Source organism: Rhizobium sp. G21 (genome assembly GCF_014158035.1).
Lineage (GTDB): Bacteria > Pseudomonadota > Alphaproteobacteria > Rhizobiales > Rhizobiaceae > Rhizobium_E.
Map to the genome: position 1 here is coordinate 2,543,402 of NZ_JACFXW010000001.1, position 14,648 is coordinate 2,558,049.

The 14,648-nt window shown below is 62.1% G+C and carries 14 protein-coding genes and 3 pseudogenes; 10 read left to right on the forward strand and 7 right to left on the reverse strand.

The features are described from left to right. Positions 1–63: 63 nt before the first annotated feature. Entirely contained in the window at positions 64–789 is a 726-nt protein-coding gene (locus tag H2O14_RS12915; protein ID WP_182827971.1) for a beta-ketoacyl-ACP reductase, read from the reverse strand. A gap of 72 nt (positions 790–861) precedes the next feature. Then, positions 862–2,044, reverse strand: a pseudogene (locus H2O14_RS12920) (acetyl-CoA C-acetyltransferase). Between the two features lie 297 nt (positions 2,045–2,341). Between H2O14_RS12920 and phaR the strand changes: the two are divergent. Then, positions 2,342–2,923, forward strand: a complete 582-nt coding sequence (phaR, locus tag H2O14_RS12925; RefSeq protein ID WP_182827972.1) for a polyhydroxyalkanoate synthesis repressor PhaR — start codon at positions 2,342–2,344, stop codon at positions 2,921–2,923. A 46-nt stretch (positions 2,924–2,969) separates the two neighbouring features. Here the strand turns inward: phaR and H2O14_RS12930 are convergent, their stop codons facing one another. The 4 genes from H2O14_RS12930 to mtgA all read right to left on the reverse strand — a co-directional run bounded on the left by H2O14_RS12930 (position 2,970) and on the right by mtgA (position 5,293). Next, positions 2,970–3,374 (reverse strand): hypothetical protein, encoded by a 405-nt coding sequence (locus tag H2O14_RS12930; protein ID WP_182829364.1) that lies wholly within the window; start codon positions 3,372–3,374, stop codon positions 2,970–2,972. Positions 3,375–3,564: 190 nt separating this feature from the next. Continuing rightward, the gene (gene rpmF, locus H2O14_RS12935) at positions 3,565–3,750 is read right to left on the reverse strand and encodes a 50S ribosomal protein L32 (protein WP_137157063.1); all 186 of its coding nucleotides are present in this window, start codon (positions 3,748–3,750) and stop codon (positions 3,565–3,567) included. A 156-nt stretch (positions 3,751–3,906) separates the two neighbouring features. Then, positions 3,907–4,554, reverse strand: coding sequence for a glutathione S-transferase family protein (locus tag H2O14_RS12940; RefSeq protein WP_182827973.1), 648 nt, complete (start codon positions 4,552–4,554; stop codon positions 3,907–3,909). Between the two features lie 64 nt (positions 4,555–4,618). Beyond that, positions 4,619–5,293, reverse strand: a complete 675-nt coding sequence (gene mtgA, locus H2O14_RS12945) for a monofunctional biosynthetic peptidoglycan transglycosylase (protein WP_246697596.1) — start codon at positions 5,291–5,293, stop codon at positions 4,619–4,621. A 236-nt stretch (positions 5,294–5,529) separates the two neighbouring features. Between mtgA and H2O14_RS12950 the strand changes: the two are divergent. Next, positions 5,530–6,437, forward strand: a pseudogene (locus H2O14_RS12950) (polyprenyl synthetase family protein). A 3-nt stretch (positions 6,438–6,440) separates the two neighbouring features. Further along, a pseudogene (gene hisC, locus H2O14_RS12955) lies at positions 6,441–7,503 on the forward strand (histidinol-phosphate transaminase). A 20-nt stretch (positions 7,504–7,523) separates the two neighbouring features. Here hisC and H2O14_RS12960 read toward each other — a convergent pair. Then, positions 7,524–7,844, reverse strand: a complete 321-nt coding sequence (locus H2O14_RS12960; RefSeq protein WP_182827974.1) for a hypothetical protein — start codon at positions 7,842–7,844, stop codon at positions 7,524–7,526. A gap of 316 nt (positions 7,845–8,160) precedes the next feature. Between H2O14_RS12960 and sdhC the strand changes: the two genes are divergently transcribed. The 7 genes from sdhC to mdh all read left to right on the forward strand — a co-directional run bounded on the left by sdhC (position 8,161) and on the right by mdh (position 14,645). Continuing rightward, on the forward strand, positions 8,161–8,553 hold the full coding sequence (sdhC, locus tag H2O14_RS12965) for a succinate dehydrogenase, cytochrome b556 subunit (protein ID WP_182827975.1): 393 nt from the start codon (positions 8,161–8,163) through the stop codon (positions 8,551–8,553). 14 nt (positions 8,554–8,567) lie between these two features. Beyond that, the gene (sdhD, locus tag H2O14_RS12970; RefSeq protein WP_182827976.1) at positions 8,568–8,948 is read left to right on the forward strand and encodes a succinate dehydrogenase, hydrophobic membrane anchor protein; all 381 of its coding nucleotides are present in this window, start codon (positions 8,568–8,570) and stop codon (positions 8,946–8,948) included. Positions 8,949–8,953: 5 nt separating this feature from the next. Continuing rightward, positions 8,954–10,780 (forward strand): succinate dehydrogenase flavoprotein subunit, encoded by a 1,827-nt coding sequence (sdhA, locus tag H2O14_RS12975; protein WP_182827977.1) that lies wholly within the window; start codon positions 8,954–8,956, stop codon positions 10,778–10,780. 18 nt (positions 10,781–10,798) lie between these two features. Continuing rightward, complete coding sequence (locus H2O14_RS12980; protein ID WP_182827978.1) at positions 10,799–11,578, forward strand: succinate dehydrogenase iron-sulfur subunit; 780 nt, start codon at positions 10,799–10,801, stop codon at positions 11,576–11,578. A 207-nt stretch (positions 11,579–11,785) separates the two neighbouring features. Next, positions 11,786–12,331 carry a protease inhibitor Inh/omp19 family protein gene (locus tag H2O14_RS12985; RefSeq protein WP_182827979.1) on the forward strand — a complete coding sequence of 182 codons (546 nt, stop codon included), beginning with the start codon at positions 11,786–11,788 and terminating at the stop codon, positions 12,329–12,331. 13 nt (positions 12,332–12,344) lie between these two features. Beyond that, positions 12,345–13,490 (forward strand): cell division protein ZapE, encoded by a 1,146-nt coding sequence (zapE, locus tag H2O14_RS12990; protein ID WP_182827980.1) that lies wholly within the window; start codon positions 12,345–12,347, stop codon positions 13,488–13,490. Between the two features lie 192 nt (positions 13,491–13,682). After that, positions 13,683–14,645, forward strand: a complete 963-nt coding sequence (gene mdh / locus H2O14_RS12995; protein ID WP_182827981.1) for a malate dehydrogenase — start codon at positions 13,683–13,685, stop codon at positions 14,643–14,645. Positions 14,646–14,648: the final 3 nt, after the last annotated feature.

Below are 14,648 nucleotides of genomic sequence, written 5' to 3' on the forward strand. Positions count from 1 at the left end.
CTGGTATTTTTCCGAAATATCAACCATGGAGGCCGCCTTCGGGCGGCCTCTCATCGTTTGTGATCAAACCATGTACTGACCGCCATTGGCCGTGATCGTCGAACCCGTGATGAAGCCGGCGTCGTCGGAGGCGAGGAAAACCACGCAACGGGCGATTTCTTCCGGTTCGCCGAGACGACCTACCGGGATTTGCGGGATGATGCGCTCGTTGAGCACCTTTTCCGGCACGGCGCGCACCATTTCGGTGCCGATATAGCCGGGGCAGATGACATTGACGGTGATGCCCTTGGCTGCCCCTTCCTGCGCCAGCGCCTTGGTGAAGCCGATATCGCCGGCCTTGGCGGCGGAATAGTTCGCCTGGCCCATCTGGCCCTTCTGTCCGTTGATCGACGAAATGCTGATGATGCGGCCAAAGGAACGGTCGCGCATGCCCGACCATACCGGATGGGTCATGTTGAACAGGCCGGAGAGATTGGTGGAGATCACCGCATTCCACTGGTCCGGCGTCATCTTGTGGAACATCGCATCGCGTGTGATGCCGGCATTGTTCACGAGGATCTCGACGGGTCCCAATTCCGCCTCGACCTGGGCGATGCCTGCCACGCAGGCGTCATAGCTCGACACATCCCATTTGAAGGCGGCAATGCCAGTTTCCGCGGTGAATGTCTTGGCGGCCTCGTCATTGCCGGCGTAATTGGCGGCGACTTTGTAGCCGGCATTCTTCAGCGCCACGGAGATGGCGGCGCCGATTCCGCGCGTTCCGCCGGTAACGAGTGCTACTCTGCTCATGGATTCCCTCCCTGGATGGTTTTCTTGTCGATCCTGTGTGGGGAGCGGCCGGAAAGCCGCTCCCGATGGGGATTACATCGCTTCGACGCACATGGCGATGCCCATGCCGCCGCCGATGCAGAGGGTGGCCAGACCCTTCTTGGCGGAGCGACGCTTCATTTCGAACAACAGCGTGTTGAGGACGCGCGCGCCGGACGCGCCGATCGGATGGCCGATGGCGATCGCGCCGCCATTGACGTTGACGATCGACGGATCCCAGCCGAGATCCTTGTTCACCGCGCAGGCCTGGGCGGCGAAGGGCTTCGTTGGCCTCGACCAGATCTAGGTCGCCGACCGACCAGCCGGCCTTTTCGAGCGCCTTGCGCGATGCCGGGATCGGGCCGGTGCCCATGATCTTGGGATCGACGCCAGCCGTCGCCCAGGAAACGATGCGGGCGAGCGGCGCGATGCCGCGACGGACGGCTTCCTCTTCGCTCATCAGCAGGGCGGCGGCGGCGCCGTCATTAAGGCCGGAGGCGTTGCCGGCGGTCACGGTGCCTTCCTTGTCGAAGGCCGGACGGAGCTTGGCGAGAGCATCGATGGTTGCGCCGGCGCGGATATATTCGTCGGCGTCGACGATCGTGTCGCCCTTGCGGCCCTGGATGATGAAGGGCACGATTTCATCCTTGAAGCGGCCGGCCGCCTGGGCGGCTTCGGCCTTGTTTTGCGAGGCCACCGCGAAGGCGTCCTGCTCGTCACGCGACAGCTGCCACTGGCGGGCCACGTTTTCGGCGGTGATGCCCATGTGATAGCCGTGAAAGGCGTCGGTCAGGCCGTCCTTGATCATCGTGTCGATCAGCTTGACGTCGCCCATCTTCACGCCGCCGCGCAGATGCTGGCAATGCGGGGCCATGGACATGGATTCCATGCCGCCGGCGACGATGATGGAGGCGTCGCCGGAGGCGATCTGCTGCATGCCGAGTGCGACGGCGCGCAGTCCGGAACCGCAGAGCTGGTTGATGCCGAGGGCAGTGGCCTCGATCGGCACGCCGGCCTTGACCGCGGCCTGGCGGGCCGGGTTCTGGCCCTCGCCGGCCGGAAGGACCTGGCCGAGAATGACTTCATTGACCTCTGAGGCTTCGACGCCGGCGCGTTCGAGCACGCCCTTGATGACGGCCACGCCCAGTTCATGGGCGGGGACATTGGCGAAGCTGCCGTTGAAAGAGCCGACGGCGGTGCGCGCCGCGCTTGCGATGACGATCGAAGGGCTGCTCATGATTGTTTCCTCCTTAATGGGTTATGCTGACACTCGCAAACACGCAGGAGGCTGTCAATGACGCGAAAGACCAATATGCCGCATTGCGGCATGCCGTCGCGATTCCCGCCATGGTTGCTCTCCGGGAGCGTGAGCAAACCCGATGTTCTGCGACCGGTGCGCTGCGGCTCCAGCCCACGCCGCAACGCACAAAACCATTGTGCCTCAAGGGCTTTTCAGCATAGACTGTTGAAAAGCGCCTGAGAAATCGAGTGGAGGAGGCGTTTTTGCAAAAGAAAAGACGGTCAGGAGGAACGAATGGCCAAAAATGATGGGCAGATCGTCATCAAGAAATACGCGAACCGGCGTCTCTACAATACCGGCACAAGCACCTATGTGACGCTCGACGATCTGGCGCAGATGGTCAAGAAGGGGGAGGACTTCACCGTCCAGGACGCCAAGAGCGGCGACGACATCACGCATTCGGTCCTGACGCAGATCATCTTCGAACAGGAATCCAAGAACGGCAACACGCTGCTGCCGATCTCCTTCCTGCGCCAGCTCATCTCCTATTACGGCGACCAGATGCAGATGTTCGTGCCGTCTTACCTCGAACAGTCGATGCACGCCTTCAGCAGCCAGCAGAACCAGATCCGCGATCATCTGGCGAAGTCGCTCGGCGACACGCCGCTCGCCAAGAACCTGCAGATTCCGATGCAACTGATGGAAGAGCAGGTGAAGCGCAACACCGAGATTTTCCGTCAGGCGATGGAAGTGTTCACGCCTTTCGCGCCGCAGACCCAGGCCAAGGCGGAGCCGAAAGGCAAGGCCGACGCAAAGGATATCGAGGATCTGAAGGAGCAGCTGCGCGCTCTTCAGGCGAAGATCGAAAACATGTAATTGCGAGACTGCGGGCGGCGGTTTTTCGCCGCCCGGACAACGGCCGTCAAAGGCCGATCGACACGTCGCGGCCCGCCGAGGTGATCGAGATCGTAAACCCTGCCGCGACGTCGATGAAGCAGATCGCCATCAGCAGGAAGAACACATGCGTGGCCGCCGCCGGCGCCAGCAGGAACTCCACCAGAAACACGATGAAAAGCAGCATGGACAAAAGGTGGTCCATGACGGCCGATCTGCGCCGCGTCGCCTTGATGATCTCGAAGAATAGCACGAACAGCGCCACGAGCAGCAAGAGATCGCCGAGACTCATGGTCCAGGTCGCGCCGGACATCATGTCGAGGCTGAAGATCGAATTGTCCAAAGCCGCAACGCCGCCGGAGCCCATGGCCCCGAACATTACGAGATTGTAGAGAATGAAAGGAAGGATCATCAGTGGGATGACGGCCATAATGCGCTCCGCTAGTTTGTCGGCGCGACACTAGAGGCTTTCGGCGCGAAACGGAATCGGGGAAACGCGGGCAATCGCCGAATTCGATCTGCGCAGAGCCGCCTTCGACTGCTGCCCGCGGACGAAAAGTCCGCAACAGCAAAGGGCCGGCTTTCGCCGGCCCTTCGAAACTCACGCACAGGCGCGCCTGAAATCAGGCGTTTTCCTTCGGCGTCAGCACCTGACGACCGCGATACATGCCGGTCTTCAGGTCGATGTGGTGCGGACGGCGAAGCTCGCCCGAGTTCTTGTCTTCCACATAAGTGGACGCCTTCAGGCCGTCTGCAGAACGGCGCATACCGCGGCGGGACGGGCTGGTTTTTCTCTTAGGAACTGCCATTTTCTTAACTCCAATCTCACCCGGACATCGTTTCGTTCAGCCAGGAAGGCCGCGCGCATCAGCGATCTTTTCCGGAAAATTTGGCGGGCTTATACATGCGCCAGGGGGCTTTGACCAGTCCCCCGGACATTTTTTCTCAACCCTGCCGATTCCTCATCAGGCTTCGTCTTCGGGGACGATCCAGGTTTCGAGCGCGGCTGCGGCTGCCCATTCGCAAAACGCGGGGTGATCGACGACAGCCTGCATATAAGCGCGCGACTGCGGCTTTTCCGTGAGCATATAGGCGTCGAAGCGATTGACGACCGGCGCGTACATCGCATCGACGGCGCTGAACTCTCCGAACAGGAAGGGGCCGCCGCTTCTCGCCAGCGCATCCGACCAGATCTTTTCGATGCGGGCGACGTCGGCGAGCACATCTTCGCCGACCACCATCGCCTTTCGCGGACGGCGCAAGTTCATCGGGCAGGCGTTGCGCAACGCGCGGAAGCCGGTCGCCATTTCGAGACTATAGGCGCGCGCCAGAGCGCGGTCGCGTATGTCTTGCGGCCAGAGGCGCTTTTCCGGAAAGAGGTCGGCGACATAGTCGATGATCGCCAGCGATTCCCAGAGCCGGAAATCGCCGTCGACGAGGATCGGCACGCGACCGACGTCCGACAGCGCCTTGATGGCCGGATTGCCCGCCGGGAAATCGAAGGGGACGACGTCGTCCTCGAAATCGACGCCGGCCGCTTTCAGGGCGAGCCAGGGCCTGAGCGACCAGGACGAATAATTCTTGTTGCCGACATAGAGCTTGAGTTGAGCCATGCGATCCTCCAGGGCCGCAAATCTAGCCAATCCGTCCCCGTCGAACCAATCAATTCAAAAGCGATCAGTCATAAAGGCATTTGATGTAATCGCCCGAACCCTTGGCGCGGCGCTCGATCAGCGCGGCCAGTCGCTTCATGCCGCGGCCGGGCTTGGAGGCGTTGCGGGTGATGGGATTGGGCAGCGCTACGGCCAGAAGCGCCGCCTGGCGCCGGCTGAGCTTGTCGGCGGATGTCTTGAAATGGTGTTGGGCCGCCGCTTCGACGCCATAGATCCCCGGGCCCCATTCGGCGATGTTGAGATAGATTTCCATCAGTCGACGCTTGGACCAGACAAAGTCCGCGCCGACCGCCAGGGGCAACTCCAGACCTTTGCGAAGGAAGGACCGCCCGTTCCATAAAAACAGGTTCTTGGCGGTCTGCATGGGAATGGTCGAGGCGCCGCGCGTCTGCTTTCCGGCGAGCGCGTCGTCGACCACGCCGTTCATCTGCACCCAGTCCACCCCCGAATGGCTGCAATATTGCCCGTCTTCCGACATCATCACCGATTGGACCAGAACCGGCGCGATCTCCTCGAATTCGACCCAACGACGGTCGTAACCCTGAAAACTCGCGAGATCCCAGAGCATCAGGGTCGAGACCGGGCGTACGAGATCGATCTTGTAGACGAGGATCAGGAGATAAGGGAGAACCAGCAGGCCCAGAAGCGCAAGGCCGGCTTTCCGAAGATAATCGCGCATCGGTCTTTCGCTTTCGTCGAGACGAGGCGCGGCAGCCGCGGGCGTTTCCCGCCCGGCGTCTACAACCGCATTCGCCTCCGTCATGACGTCCAAGATCGTCCGGTTCCTTTTTGCCCTTCGCCAAGTCTTCATAAACCGGGCGACGCGGCCTGACCAGACCACCGGCGCCGCTTTGTCGCGCCATCCCCGGCAACTGTGCGGTTGCAAGCCCTGCGCCGGCATGCGAAAGAGCCGACATGCTGGACGAACCCTTCTTGACCACTCTGCAAGATCATGCCCGCGACGTCGAAACGTTGCTGGGAGCGCTTTTGTCGTCGGAGCCGCTTTCCGGCGAAGTCACGCGGCCGGAGCGGCTTTTTCCGCGATGCGGCATGGCGTGCTGGCCGGCGGCAAACGCATGCGGCCGGCATTGGTGATCGAAAGCGCGCGGCTGTTCGACGGCGATCGCGCCGCGGCCCTGCGTGTGGCGGCGTCGCTCGAATGCGTGCATTGCTATTCGCTGATCCATGACGATCTGCCGGCGATGGACGACGACGATCTACGCCGCGGCCAGCCCACGGTCCACAAGGCCTTCGACGAGGCTGCCGCGATCCTGGCCGGCGATAGCCTGTTGACCTACGCCTTCGATGTTCTCGCGTCGCCAGATACACATCTCCCGGCAGCCATCAAGATCGATCTCGTGCTCAGATTGGCGCGGGCGGCGGGACCGGGCGGCATGGCCGGCGGCCAGGCGCTGGATCTCGAAGCAGAGAGCAAGACGCTGGCCGAGACCGAGATCCGCCAGTTGCAGGCGATGAAGACCGGCGCGCTGATCCGCTTCGCCTGCGAGGCCGGGCCGGCGCTCTCCGGCGCATCGGTCGAGGACATCGAGCGGCTCTCGCATTTCGGCCGCATTATCGGCCTCGCCTTCCAACTCCGCGACGACGTGCTGGATCTCGTGTCCGACAGCGCCACGCTCGGCAAGGCGGCCGGCAAGGACGCGGCGCGCAACAAGGGCACCTTGCCGGCGCTTCACGGCGTCGACTGGACGGAGCGGACACTGAAAGACCTGATCGAGGAGGCGCATGCGGCGCTTTCGCCCTATGGCGCGCGGGCCGACATGCTGATGCGCCTCGCCACCTATGTCGCCACGCGGGAAAAGTAAGTCATGAGCAAATTCTGGTCGCCTCTCGTCGCCGGCCTCAAGCCCTATGTCGCGGGCGAACAACCGCGCATCGCCAATCTCATCAAGCTCAACACCAATGAGAATCCCTATGGCCCCTCGCCCAAGGCGCTGGCCGCCATCAGGGAGGCCGCCCGACGACCGGATGCGGCTTTATCCCGATCCGTCCTCGCTCAGACTGCGCCAGGCGATCGCGGCGCGGCATGGGGTGGAGGTCGACGAGGTGTTCGTCGGCAATGGATCCGACGAAGTGCTCGCGCATGTGTTTCAGGCGCTGCTGAAGCATGACGCGCCGCTGCTGTTCCCGGATATCAGCTACAGCTTCTATCCGGTCTATGCTGGCCTGTTCGGCATCGAGACGATTCATGTTCCGCTGGACGAAGGCTTCCGGATACGCATCGAAGACTATGACCAACCCTGCGGCGCAATCGTCATTCCCAATCCGAATGCGCCGACGGGCATCGCGCTGTCGCTCGAAGAGATCGAGGCGCTCGCCGGGGCGCATCCCGATCAGCCGGTGGTGATCGACGAGGCCTATGTGGATTTCGGCGCCGACAGCGCCATCGGCCTCACCCGCCGCTATCCCAATCTGCTGGTCGTGCACACTCTCTCGAAATCGCGCTCGCTGGCAGGATTGCGCGTCGGCTTTGCGATCGGCCAGCGTCCGCTGATCGAGGCTCTGGAGCGGGTGAAGGATTCCTTCAATTCCTACCCTATCGACCGGCTCGCGGAAGCGGGCGCCACAGCGGCGATCGAGGACGAGGCCTGGTTCGACGAGACGCGGCGGAAGGTGATGGCGTCGCGGGCCCGGATGACCGACGCGCTCGCCGCACGCGGATTCGAGGTGCTGCCCTCGCTCGCCAATTTCGTCTTCGCCCGCCATCCGGATCACGACGGCGCCGAATTTGCGGCGCGACTGCGCGCAGAGGCGGTGCTGGTGCGTCATTTCGCCAAGCCGCGCATCGGTGACTTCCTGCGCATCAGCATCGGCACGGAGGCCGAATGCGACCGGCTGATCGAGGCTGTCGATAGCGCGCTTTCGAACTGAGCTGCGCGTCCGGCCTTCGTTCAGGGACGGATGACGCAGACGCCGTTCTCCATCGAGCATTCGTTGCCGTCCGGCAGCGCCCCCACATCGATCATCAAAGGCTCGGCGCGAAATCCGATCGTGTCGACATAGGCGATGGAGGAGCCGACCGAGCCCAGGGACCAGGAACCGACGCCGGGAATGGACACGATGTTGACGTCGCCCGAATAGCGATCGAAGCCCCGCCAATCGCGGCTGTGAAAATCGCGTTTGTGATGATGACGGAGTTCGGATCGATCACCGGCGAAGCTCGGCAGGGAAACTGCGGCAAAGGCGGCGGCGAGAAAGATTGAACGCAACACGGAAGCAACCCTTTCACAAAGAGGCGCGGAACACGCCGGTTAACGAAAGGTTAACATCGTCCGACCGTCCGAATCAACGCCCGGACGACGGAATCTTCCCTCGCAGAGACAAAGGCTTAATACTAATCCGGCAGTCTCCGGAGCGCGTAAAATGCAATAATCGATTAAATCGGAAATTGGCCTTTGGCAGGGCTTGCGGCGTTGTCATGACGGGACTAAACACGATTTTGACGCATTGCACACAGGCCTATGTGCAACACAAACCCTTGTGCGCCCCGGCTCCGGCGCATTTCGATTGCCCTCCCAGGAGGTTTCCATGGCGAATACGGTGAAAAACCGTCCTCTCTCCCCGCATTTGCAGATCTACAAACCGATTCCGACGATGATGGCGTCGATCTCGCACCGAATCACCGGCATTGCGCTGTTTGTCGGCACCTTGCTCGTGGCTTGGTGGTTGATCGCGGCGGCGTCCGGCGAAGACTACTTCCAAATGGTCAACGCGGTCTTCGGCTCGATCATCGGCCAAATCGTGCTGTTCGGTTACACGCTGGCGCTGGTTCATCACCTGCTCGGCGGTCTCAAGCACTTCATATGGGATCTCGGACATGGTTTCGAGAAGCATTTCTCCACCCGTCTCGCCATCGCACATTTCGTCGCCTCGCCCGTGATCACGGTCCTGCTTTGGGTCGTCGGTTATGCGGTTCGCTGAAAGGAGCTGACATCATGGATATGCGCACCCCGCTCGGCAAGGTCCGCGGCCTCGGCTCCGCCAAGGAAGGCACCGAACATTTCTGGACCCAGCGCCTGACGGCCGTGGCCAATGTGCCGCTGGTTCTGTTCTTCATCGGCTTCGTCATCACGCATTCGACGTCGTCCTACACCGAATTGCGCGCCGCGCTCGGCCATCCCGTCGTTTCGGTGCTGATGGGCCTGTTCATCATTTCCTCGCTTTCCCATATGCGGCTCGGCATGCAGGTGGTCATTGAGGATTATGTGCATGGCGAAGCGGCAAAGATGGCGCTTCTGATGCTCAACACCTTCTTCACGGTCCTGGTCGGCGGTCTCTGTCTTTTCGCCGTGCTCAAGATCGGATTTGCAGGATAAAAACAATGGCTGCATCTTCCTCTCCCGCACTCGGCGGCAAGGCTTATGAATTCGTCGACCACGCGTATGACGTGGTGGTCGTCGGCGCCGGCGGCGCCGGCCTCCGCGCCACGCTCGGCATGGCCGAACAGGGCTTCAAGACCGCCTGCATCACCAAGGTTTTCCCGACCCGCTCGCATACGGTGGCTGCGCAGGGCGGCATCGCCGCCTCGCTGCAAAACATGACGCCGGACAGCTGGCAGTGGCATCTCTACGACACCGTCAAGGGTTCGGACTGGCTCGGCGACGTCGACGCCATGCAGTATCTCGCCATGGAAGCCCCCAAGGCGGTCTATGAACTCGAACACTACGGCGTGCCCTTCTCGCGCACCGAAGACGGCCGCATTTACCAGCGTCCCTTCGGCGGTCATATGCAGAATTACGGCGAAGGCCCGCCGGTGCAGCGCACCTGCGCCGCAGCCGACCGCACCGGTCACGCCATCCTGCATACGCTCTACGGTCAGTCGCTCAAGCACAACGCCGAATTCTTCGTCGAATATTTCGCGCTCGACCTGATCATGGAAGCCGACGGCCGCTGCACCGGCGTCGTCGCCTGGAACCTCGACGACGGCACGATCCATCGCTTCGCCGCCAAGATGGTGGTGCTGGCGACCGGCGGTTATGGCCGCGCCTATTTCTCCGCTACCTCGGCGCATACCTGCACCGGCGACGGCGGCGGCATGATCGCCCGCGCCGGCCTGCCGCTTCAGGACATGGAATTCGTGCAGTTCCACCCGACCGGCATCTACGGCGCCGGCTGCCTCATCACCGAAGGCGCGCGCGGCGAAGGCGGCTATCTCGTCAATTCCGAAGGCGAGCGCTTCATGGAGCGCTATGCGCCGACCGCCAAGGATCTGGCGTCGCGCGACGTCGTCTCGCGCTGCATGACCATGGAAATCCGCGAAGGCCGCGGCGTCGGCAAGAGCAAGGACCATATCTTCCTGCATCTGGATCACCTCGATCCCGCCGTTCTCGCCGAGCGTCTGCCGGGCATTTCGGAATCGGCCAAGATCTTCGCCGGCGTCGACGTGACGCGCGAGCCGATCCCGGTTCTGCCGACCGTCCATTACAATATGGGCGGCGTGCCAACCAATTACTGGGGCGAAGTGCTGAACGCGGACAGCGACAATCCGGAACGCGTCGCGCCGGGCCTGATGGCCGTCGGCGAGGCCGGCTGCGCTTCGGTGCACGGCGCCAATCGTCTCGGCTCCAACTCGCTGATCGACCTCGTGGTGTTCGGTCGCGCCGCCGCCATCCGCGCAGGCCAGGTCATCGACCGCGCTTCGCCGATCCCGGCGGTCAACAAGGCGGCCTGCGACAAGATCATGGCCCGCTTCGACAAGACTCGCTACGCCTCGGGTTCGACGCCGACCGCCTTGCTGCGCGAAAAGATGCAGCGCGCCATGCAGGAAGACGCCGCCGTGTTCCGCACCCAGGAATCGCTCGAAAGCGGCTGCCGCCGTATGAGCGAAATCTGGAAGGAATTGCCCGACGTCAAGGTCACCGACCGCTCGCTGATCTGGAATTCGGATCTGGTCGAAACGCTCGAACTCGACAACCTCATGGCCAACGCCATCGTAACAGTCTATGGCGCGGAAGCGCGCAAGGAAAGCCGCGGCGCCCATGCCCGCGAGGATTTTTCCAGCCGCGACGACGTCAACTGGCGCAAGCACACGCTGGCCTGGGTCGGCGAAAGCGGCGACGTCAAGCTCGATTACCGGCCGGTGCATACCGACCTGATCGCCGAGGGCATCGATCTCGCCAAGATCGCGCCCAAGGCGCGCGTCTATTAATCTCGGGGATGGTGGATCATGGTTGAACTCGCACTGCCCAAGAATTCGCAGATGACGGAAGGCAAGGTCTGGCCGAAGCCGGCCGGGGCCAAGAATGTTCGTGAGTATCGCGTCTACCGTTGGTCGCCCGACGACGGCAAAAACCCGTCGATCGACACCTATTACGTCGATGTCGACGATTGCGGGCCGATGGTGCTCGACGCGCTGCTCTATATCAAGAACAAGATCGACCCGACGCTGACCTTCCGCCGCTCCTGTCGCGAGGGCATCTGCGGCTCCTGCGCGATGAATATCGACGGGACAAACACCCTTGCCTGCACCAAGGGCGTGGACGACATCAACGGCACGGTGAAAATCTATCCGCTGCCGCATATGCCGGTGGTCAAGGATCTGGTTCCGGATCTCAGCAACTTCTACGCCCAGCATCGCTCGATCGAGCCCTGGCTGAAGACGGTGTCGCCGACGCCGGCCAAGGAGTGGAAGCAGAGCCATGACGACCGCCAGAAGCTGGACGGTCTCTATGAGTGCATTCTTTGCGCCTGCTGCTCGACTTCCTGTCCGAGCTATTGGTGGAACGGCGACCGCTATCTCGGTCCGGCCGTTCTGCTGCAGGCCTATCGCTGGCTGATCGACTCCAGAGACGAAGCCAAGGGCGAACGCCTCGACGATCTCGAGGATCCGTTCCGGCTCTATCGCTGCCACACGATCATGAACTGCGCCCAGGCCTGCCCGAAGGGGCTGAACCCGGCCAAGGCGATCGCCGAAATCAAGAAGATGATGGTCGAGCGCCGCAGCTGACGGCGCGGCGCGACGCCGGGCGTGAGCCCGGCGTTTTTGCATGCGGGAACGGAACTTCCGGTCTTTTCGGCAGTTTGGCGGCAAAGGCGCGCAAGCAGGGTCAAAATTTTCGCCCTGCGAGCTTAGCGCTTGATTAACCATGGCGCCCTACGGTAATTCCGCCATATTTCACGCATGGTCATACAGGACGGTTACTAGGAGTCTGGGATGCGAATTTTACCCGTCGTCGGCATGATGGTCACCATGGGGCTGCTGGCCGGTTGCGCGAGCGACAGAATGGACGACATCGACACCGGCGTTCGTCCGCAACCTCTCGAGGCCCAGCCGATCGGTCAGGTGCAGTCGGGACAGCTTCCGGACCCCACGACCTCCACCTCGCAATTCCCCGACAAGCCGACCGTCGACCCGGCTCTACAGGGCCAGCAGGTCGCTTCCGCCAATCCTGCCGGGGCCGCCGCGCCCACGACGGCGTTGGACGTCAAGAAGGAATCGATGGTCGGCGGCTGGAAGGTCAATTCCGCCGGCTCCGGCTGCGATATGTTCCTGACGTTGACCAATCTCGGCTCGGGATCGCGCGGCGGCACGCGCGGCTGCGTCGGCCCGCTCGCCGGAATGGGATCCTGGGAAGTGTCAGGCAAGCAGGTTATGCTGCGCGACCGCGCCGGCAACACGATCGCCACGCTCTATAAATCGGCGGAGAACCGCTATGACGGCACGGTCAATGGCGGCCAGCCCGTCAGCCTGAGCCGCTGAGGTCCAGCATTTTATGAAAGCGCCTCCCGACTACTCCGCCAGCGTCGTCGAACGTCTGGAGGCGATGGCGGCTGCGGGCGAAATAACCCGCGACGCCCAACAAATCGCCATCGCCAGGCGCCTGGACGGCATTCTCGAAGCGCTGAAGTCCCAGAAGCCGGCGGCCAAGAGTTCGGCGCTCGGCTGGCTCTTCGCCTCCAGGCGTCGCTCGCAAGAGCCGGTGCGCGGGCTCTATATCCATGGCAGCGTCGGCCGCGGCAAGACGATGATGATGGACCTGATGTTCGCGCTGGCGCCGGTCGAGCGCAAGCGGCGCGCTCATTTCCACGAATTCATGGCGGATGCGCATGCGCGCATTCACGAGCATCGCCAGAAGCTCAAGCGCGGCGAAACCAAACAGGCCGATCCCGTGCCGCCTGTCGCCGAATCCATCGCCAAAGAGGCGACGCTGTTCTGCTTCGACGAATTCACCGTCACCGACATCGCCGACGCCATGATCCTGTCGCGGTTGTTCACCGAGCTGTTCGCCCGCGGCTGCGTGCTGGTGGCGACCTCGAATGTCGAACCCGACAACCTCTATAAGGATGGTTTGAACCGCCAGCTCTTCTTGCCTTTCGTCGATCTTCTCAAGCACTATGTCGACATCGTCTCGCTCGATACGCCAACGGATTATCGCATGGAGAAGAACAGGAGCATGCCGGTCTGGCTGACGCCGATCACTGACGAGACCGAGGCGAGGATCGAATCCGCATGGCGGTCGATGACCGATGGCGCCAAGTGCAGCACGGATGAAATCGAGCGGCAGGGGCGAACGATCCGCGTACCGCAAGCCGCCGGCGGCGCCGCCCGTTTCAGCTTTGCCGATCTCTGCGAGGCTCCCTTGGGAGCCGCCGATTATCTGGCGATCGTCGAGCGGTACAAGACCATCTTCATCGAGCGAGTGCCGGTGCTCACCGTCGAAAAACAGAATGAAGCCAAGCGCTTCATCAATCTGGTCGACACGCTTTACGACGGCCATATTCGGCTCGTCGCCTCGGCTGCCGTGATGCCGGAAGAGCTTCTGCCGGTTCGGCGCGGCACGGTGGGTTTCGAATTCGATCGCACCGTGTCGCGCCTGTTCGAAATGCGCAGCCGGGACTATTTGGACGCCTGCCAATAAACACCGTTATTCTATTTCAATCATACGACAAACTTTGACGTTTACGTAAGAAAATATAGTTCTAACCGATTGAAATTGCTGGCGCCAAAATAATGTGTTGATATTTTAACCTTTTGGGTTTACTCCGATGCGCCATTCAGGGCTCTGATTGCGAAGCGCCCTGCGTCCAACAACCTGAAGGAAAGATTTCCCATGGCGCGTAAGAAAATCGCACTCATCGGTTCTGGCATGATCGGCGGCACGCTGGCGCATCTCGCGGGCATGAAGGAGCTCGGCGACGTCGTTCTGTTCGACATTGCCGACGGCATTCCGCAGGGCAAGGGTCTCGACATCGCCGAGTCCTCGCCGGTGGACGGCTTCGACGCGCATTATTCCGGCGCGAGCGACTATTCCGCCATCGAAGGCGCCGATGTCTGCATCGTCACCGCCGGCGTGCCGCGCAAGCCGGGCATGAGCCGCGACGACCTTCTCGGCATCAACCTCAAGGTCATGGAACAGGTCGGCGCCGGCATCAAGAAATATGCCCCGAACGCCTTCGTCATCTGCATCACCAATCCACTCGACGCCATGGTCTGGGCGCTGCAGAAGTTCTCCGGCCTGCCGAAGAACATGGTGGTCGGCATGGCCGGCGTGCTAGACTCCGCCCGCTTCCGCTACTTCCTGGCGCAGGAATTCAACGTTTCGGTCGAAGACGTCACCGGCTTCGTGCTCGGCGGCCATGGCGATACCATGGTTCCGTTGGCCCGCTACTCCACCGTCGGCGGCATCCCGCTTCCGGATCTGGTCAGCATGGGCTGGGTTTCCAAGGAGCGCCTCGAAGAAATCATCCAGCGCACCCGTGACGGCGGCGCCGAAATCGTCGGCCTGCTGAAGACCGGCTCGGCCTTCTACGCTCCGGCCGCTTCGGCCATTATGATGGCGGAGTCCTTCCTCAAGGACAAGAAGCGTGTTCTTCCCTGCGCCGCCTATCTCAACGGCCAGTATGGCGTGAAGGACATGTATGTCGGCGTTCCCACGGTCATCGGCCAGGGCGGCGTCGAACGCATTATCGAGATCGATCTGAACGGCGCCGAAAAGGCCGCCTTCGACAAGTCGGTCGCTTCCGTCGCCGGCCTCTGCGAAGCCTGCGTCAACATCGCGCCGTCGCTGAAGTAATCC

What these genes read in the sequence shown, in the direction of transcription:
- phaR (WP_182827972.1), top strand. Translation starts at nt 2,342, where the DNA reads ATGGCCAAAAATGATGGGCAGATCGTCATCAAGAAATACGCGAACCGG.
- sdhA (WP_182827977.1), top strand. Translation starts at nt 8,954, where the DNA reads ATGGCTGCATCTTCCTCTCCCGCACTCGGCGGCAAGGCTTATGAATTC.
- H2O14_RS12940 (WP_182827973.1), bottom strand. Translation starts at nt 4,554, where the DNA reads ATGGCTCAACTCAAGCTCTATGTCGGCAACAAGAATTATTCGTCCTGG.
- rpmF (WP_137157063.1), bottom strand. Translation starts at nt 3,750, where the DNA reads ATGGCAGTTCCTAAGAGAAAAACCAGCCCGTCCCGCCGCGGTATGCGC.
- H2O14_RS12985 (WP_182827979.1), top strand. Translation starts at nt 11,786, where the DNA reads ATGCGAATTTTACCCGTCGTCGGCATGATGGTCACCATGGGGCTGCTG.
- H2O14_RS12915 (WP_182827971.1), bottom strand. Translation starts at nt 789, where the DNA reads ATGAGCAGAGTAGCACTCGTTACCGGCGGAACGCGCGGAATCGGCGCC.
- zapE (WP_182827980.1), top strand. Translation starts at nt 12,345, where the DNA reads ATGAAAGCGCCTCCCGACTACTCCGCCAGCGTCGTCGAACGTCTGGAG.
- mtgA (WP_246697596.1), bottom strand. Translation starts at nt 5,293, where the DNA reads ATGCGCGATTATCTTCGGAAAGCCGGCCTTGCGCTTCTGGGCCTGCTG.
- H2O14_RS12980 (WP_182827978.1), top strand. Translation starts at nt 10,799, where the DNA reads ATGGTTGAACTCGCACTGCCCAAGAATTCGCAGATGACGGAAGGCAAG.
- sdhD (WP_182827976.1), top strand. Translation starts at nt 8,568, where the DNA reads ATGGATATGCGCACCCCGCTCGGCAAGGTCCGCGGCCTCGGCTCCGCC.
- mdh (WP_182827981.1), top strand. Translation starts at nt 13,683, where the DNA reads ATGGCGCGTAAGAAAATCGCACTCATCGGTTCTGGCATGATCGGCGGC.
- sdhC (WP_182827975.1), top strand. Translation starts at nt 8,161, where the DNA reads ATGGCGAATACGGTGAAAAACCGTCCTCTCTCCCCGCATTTGCAGATC.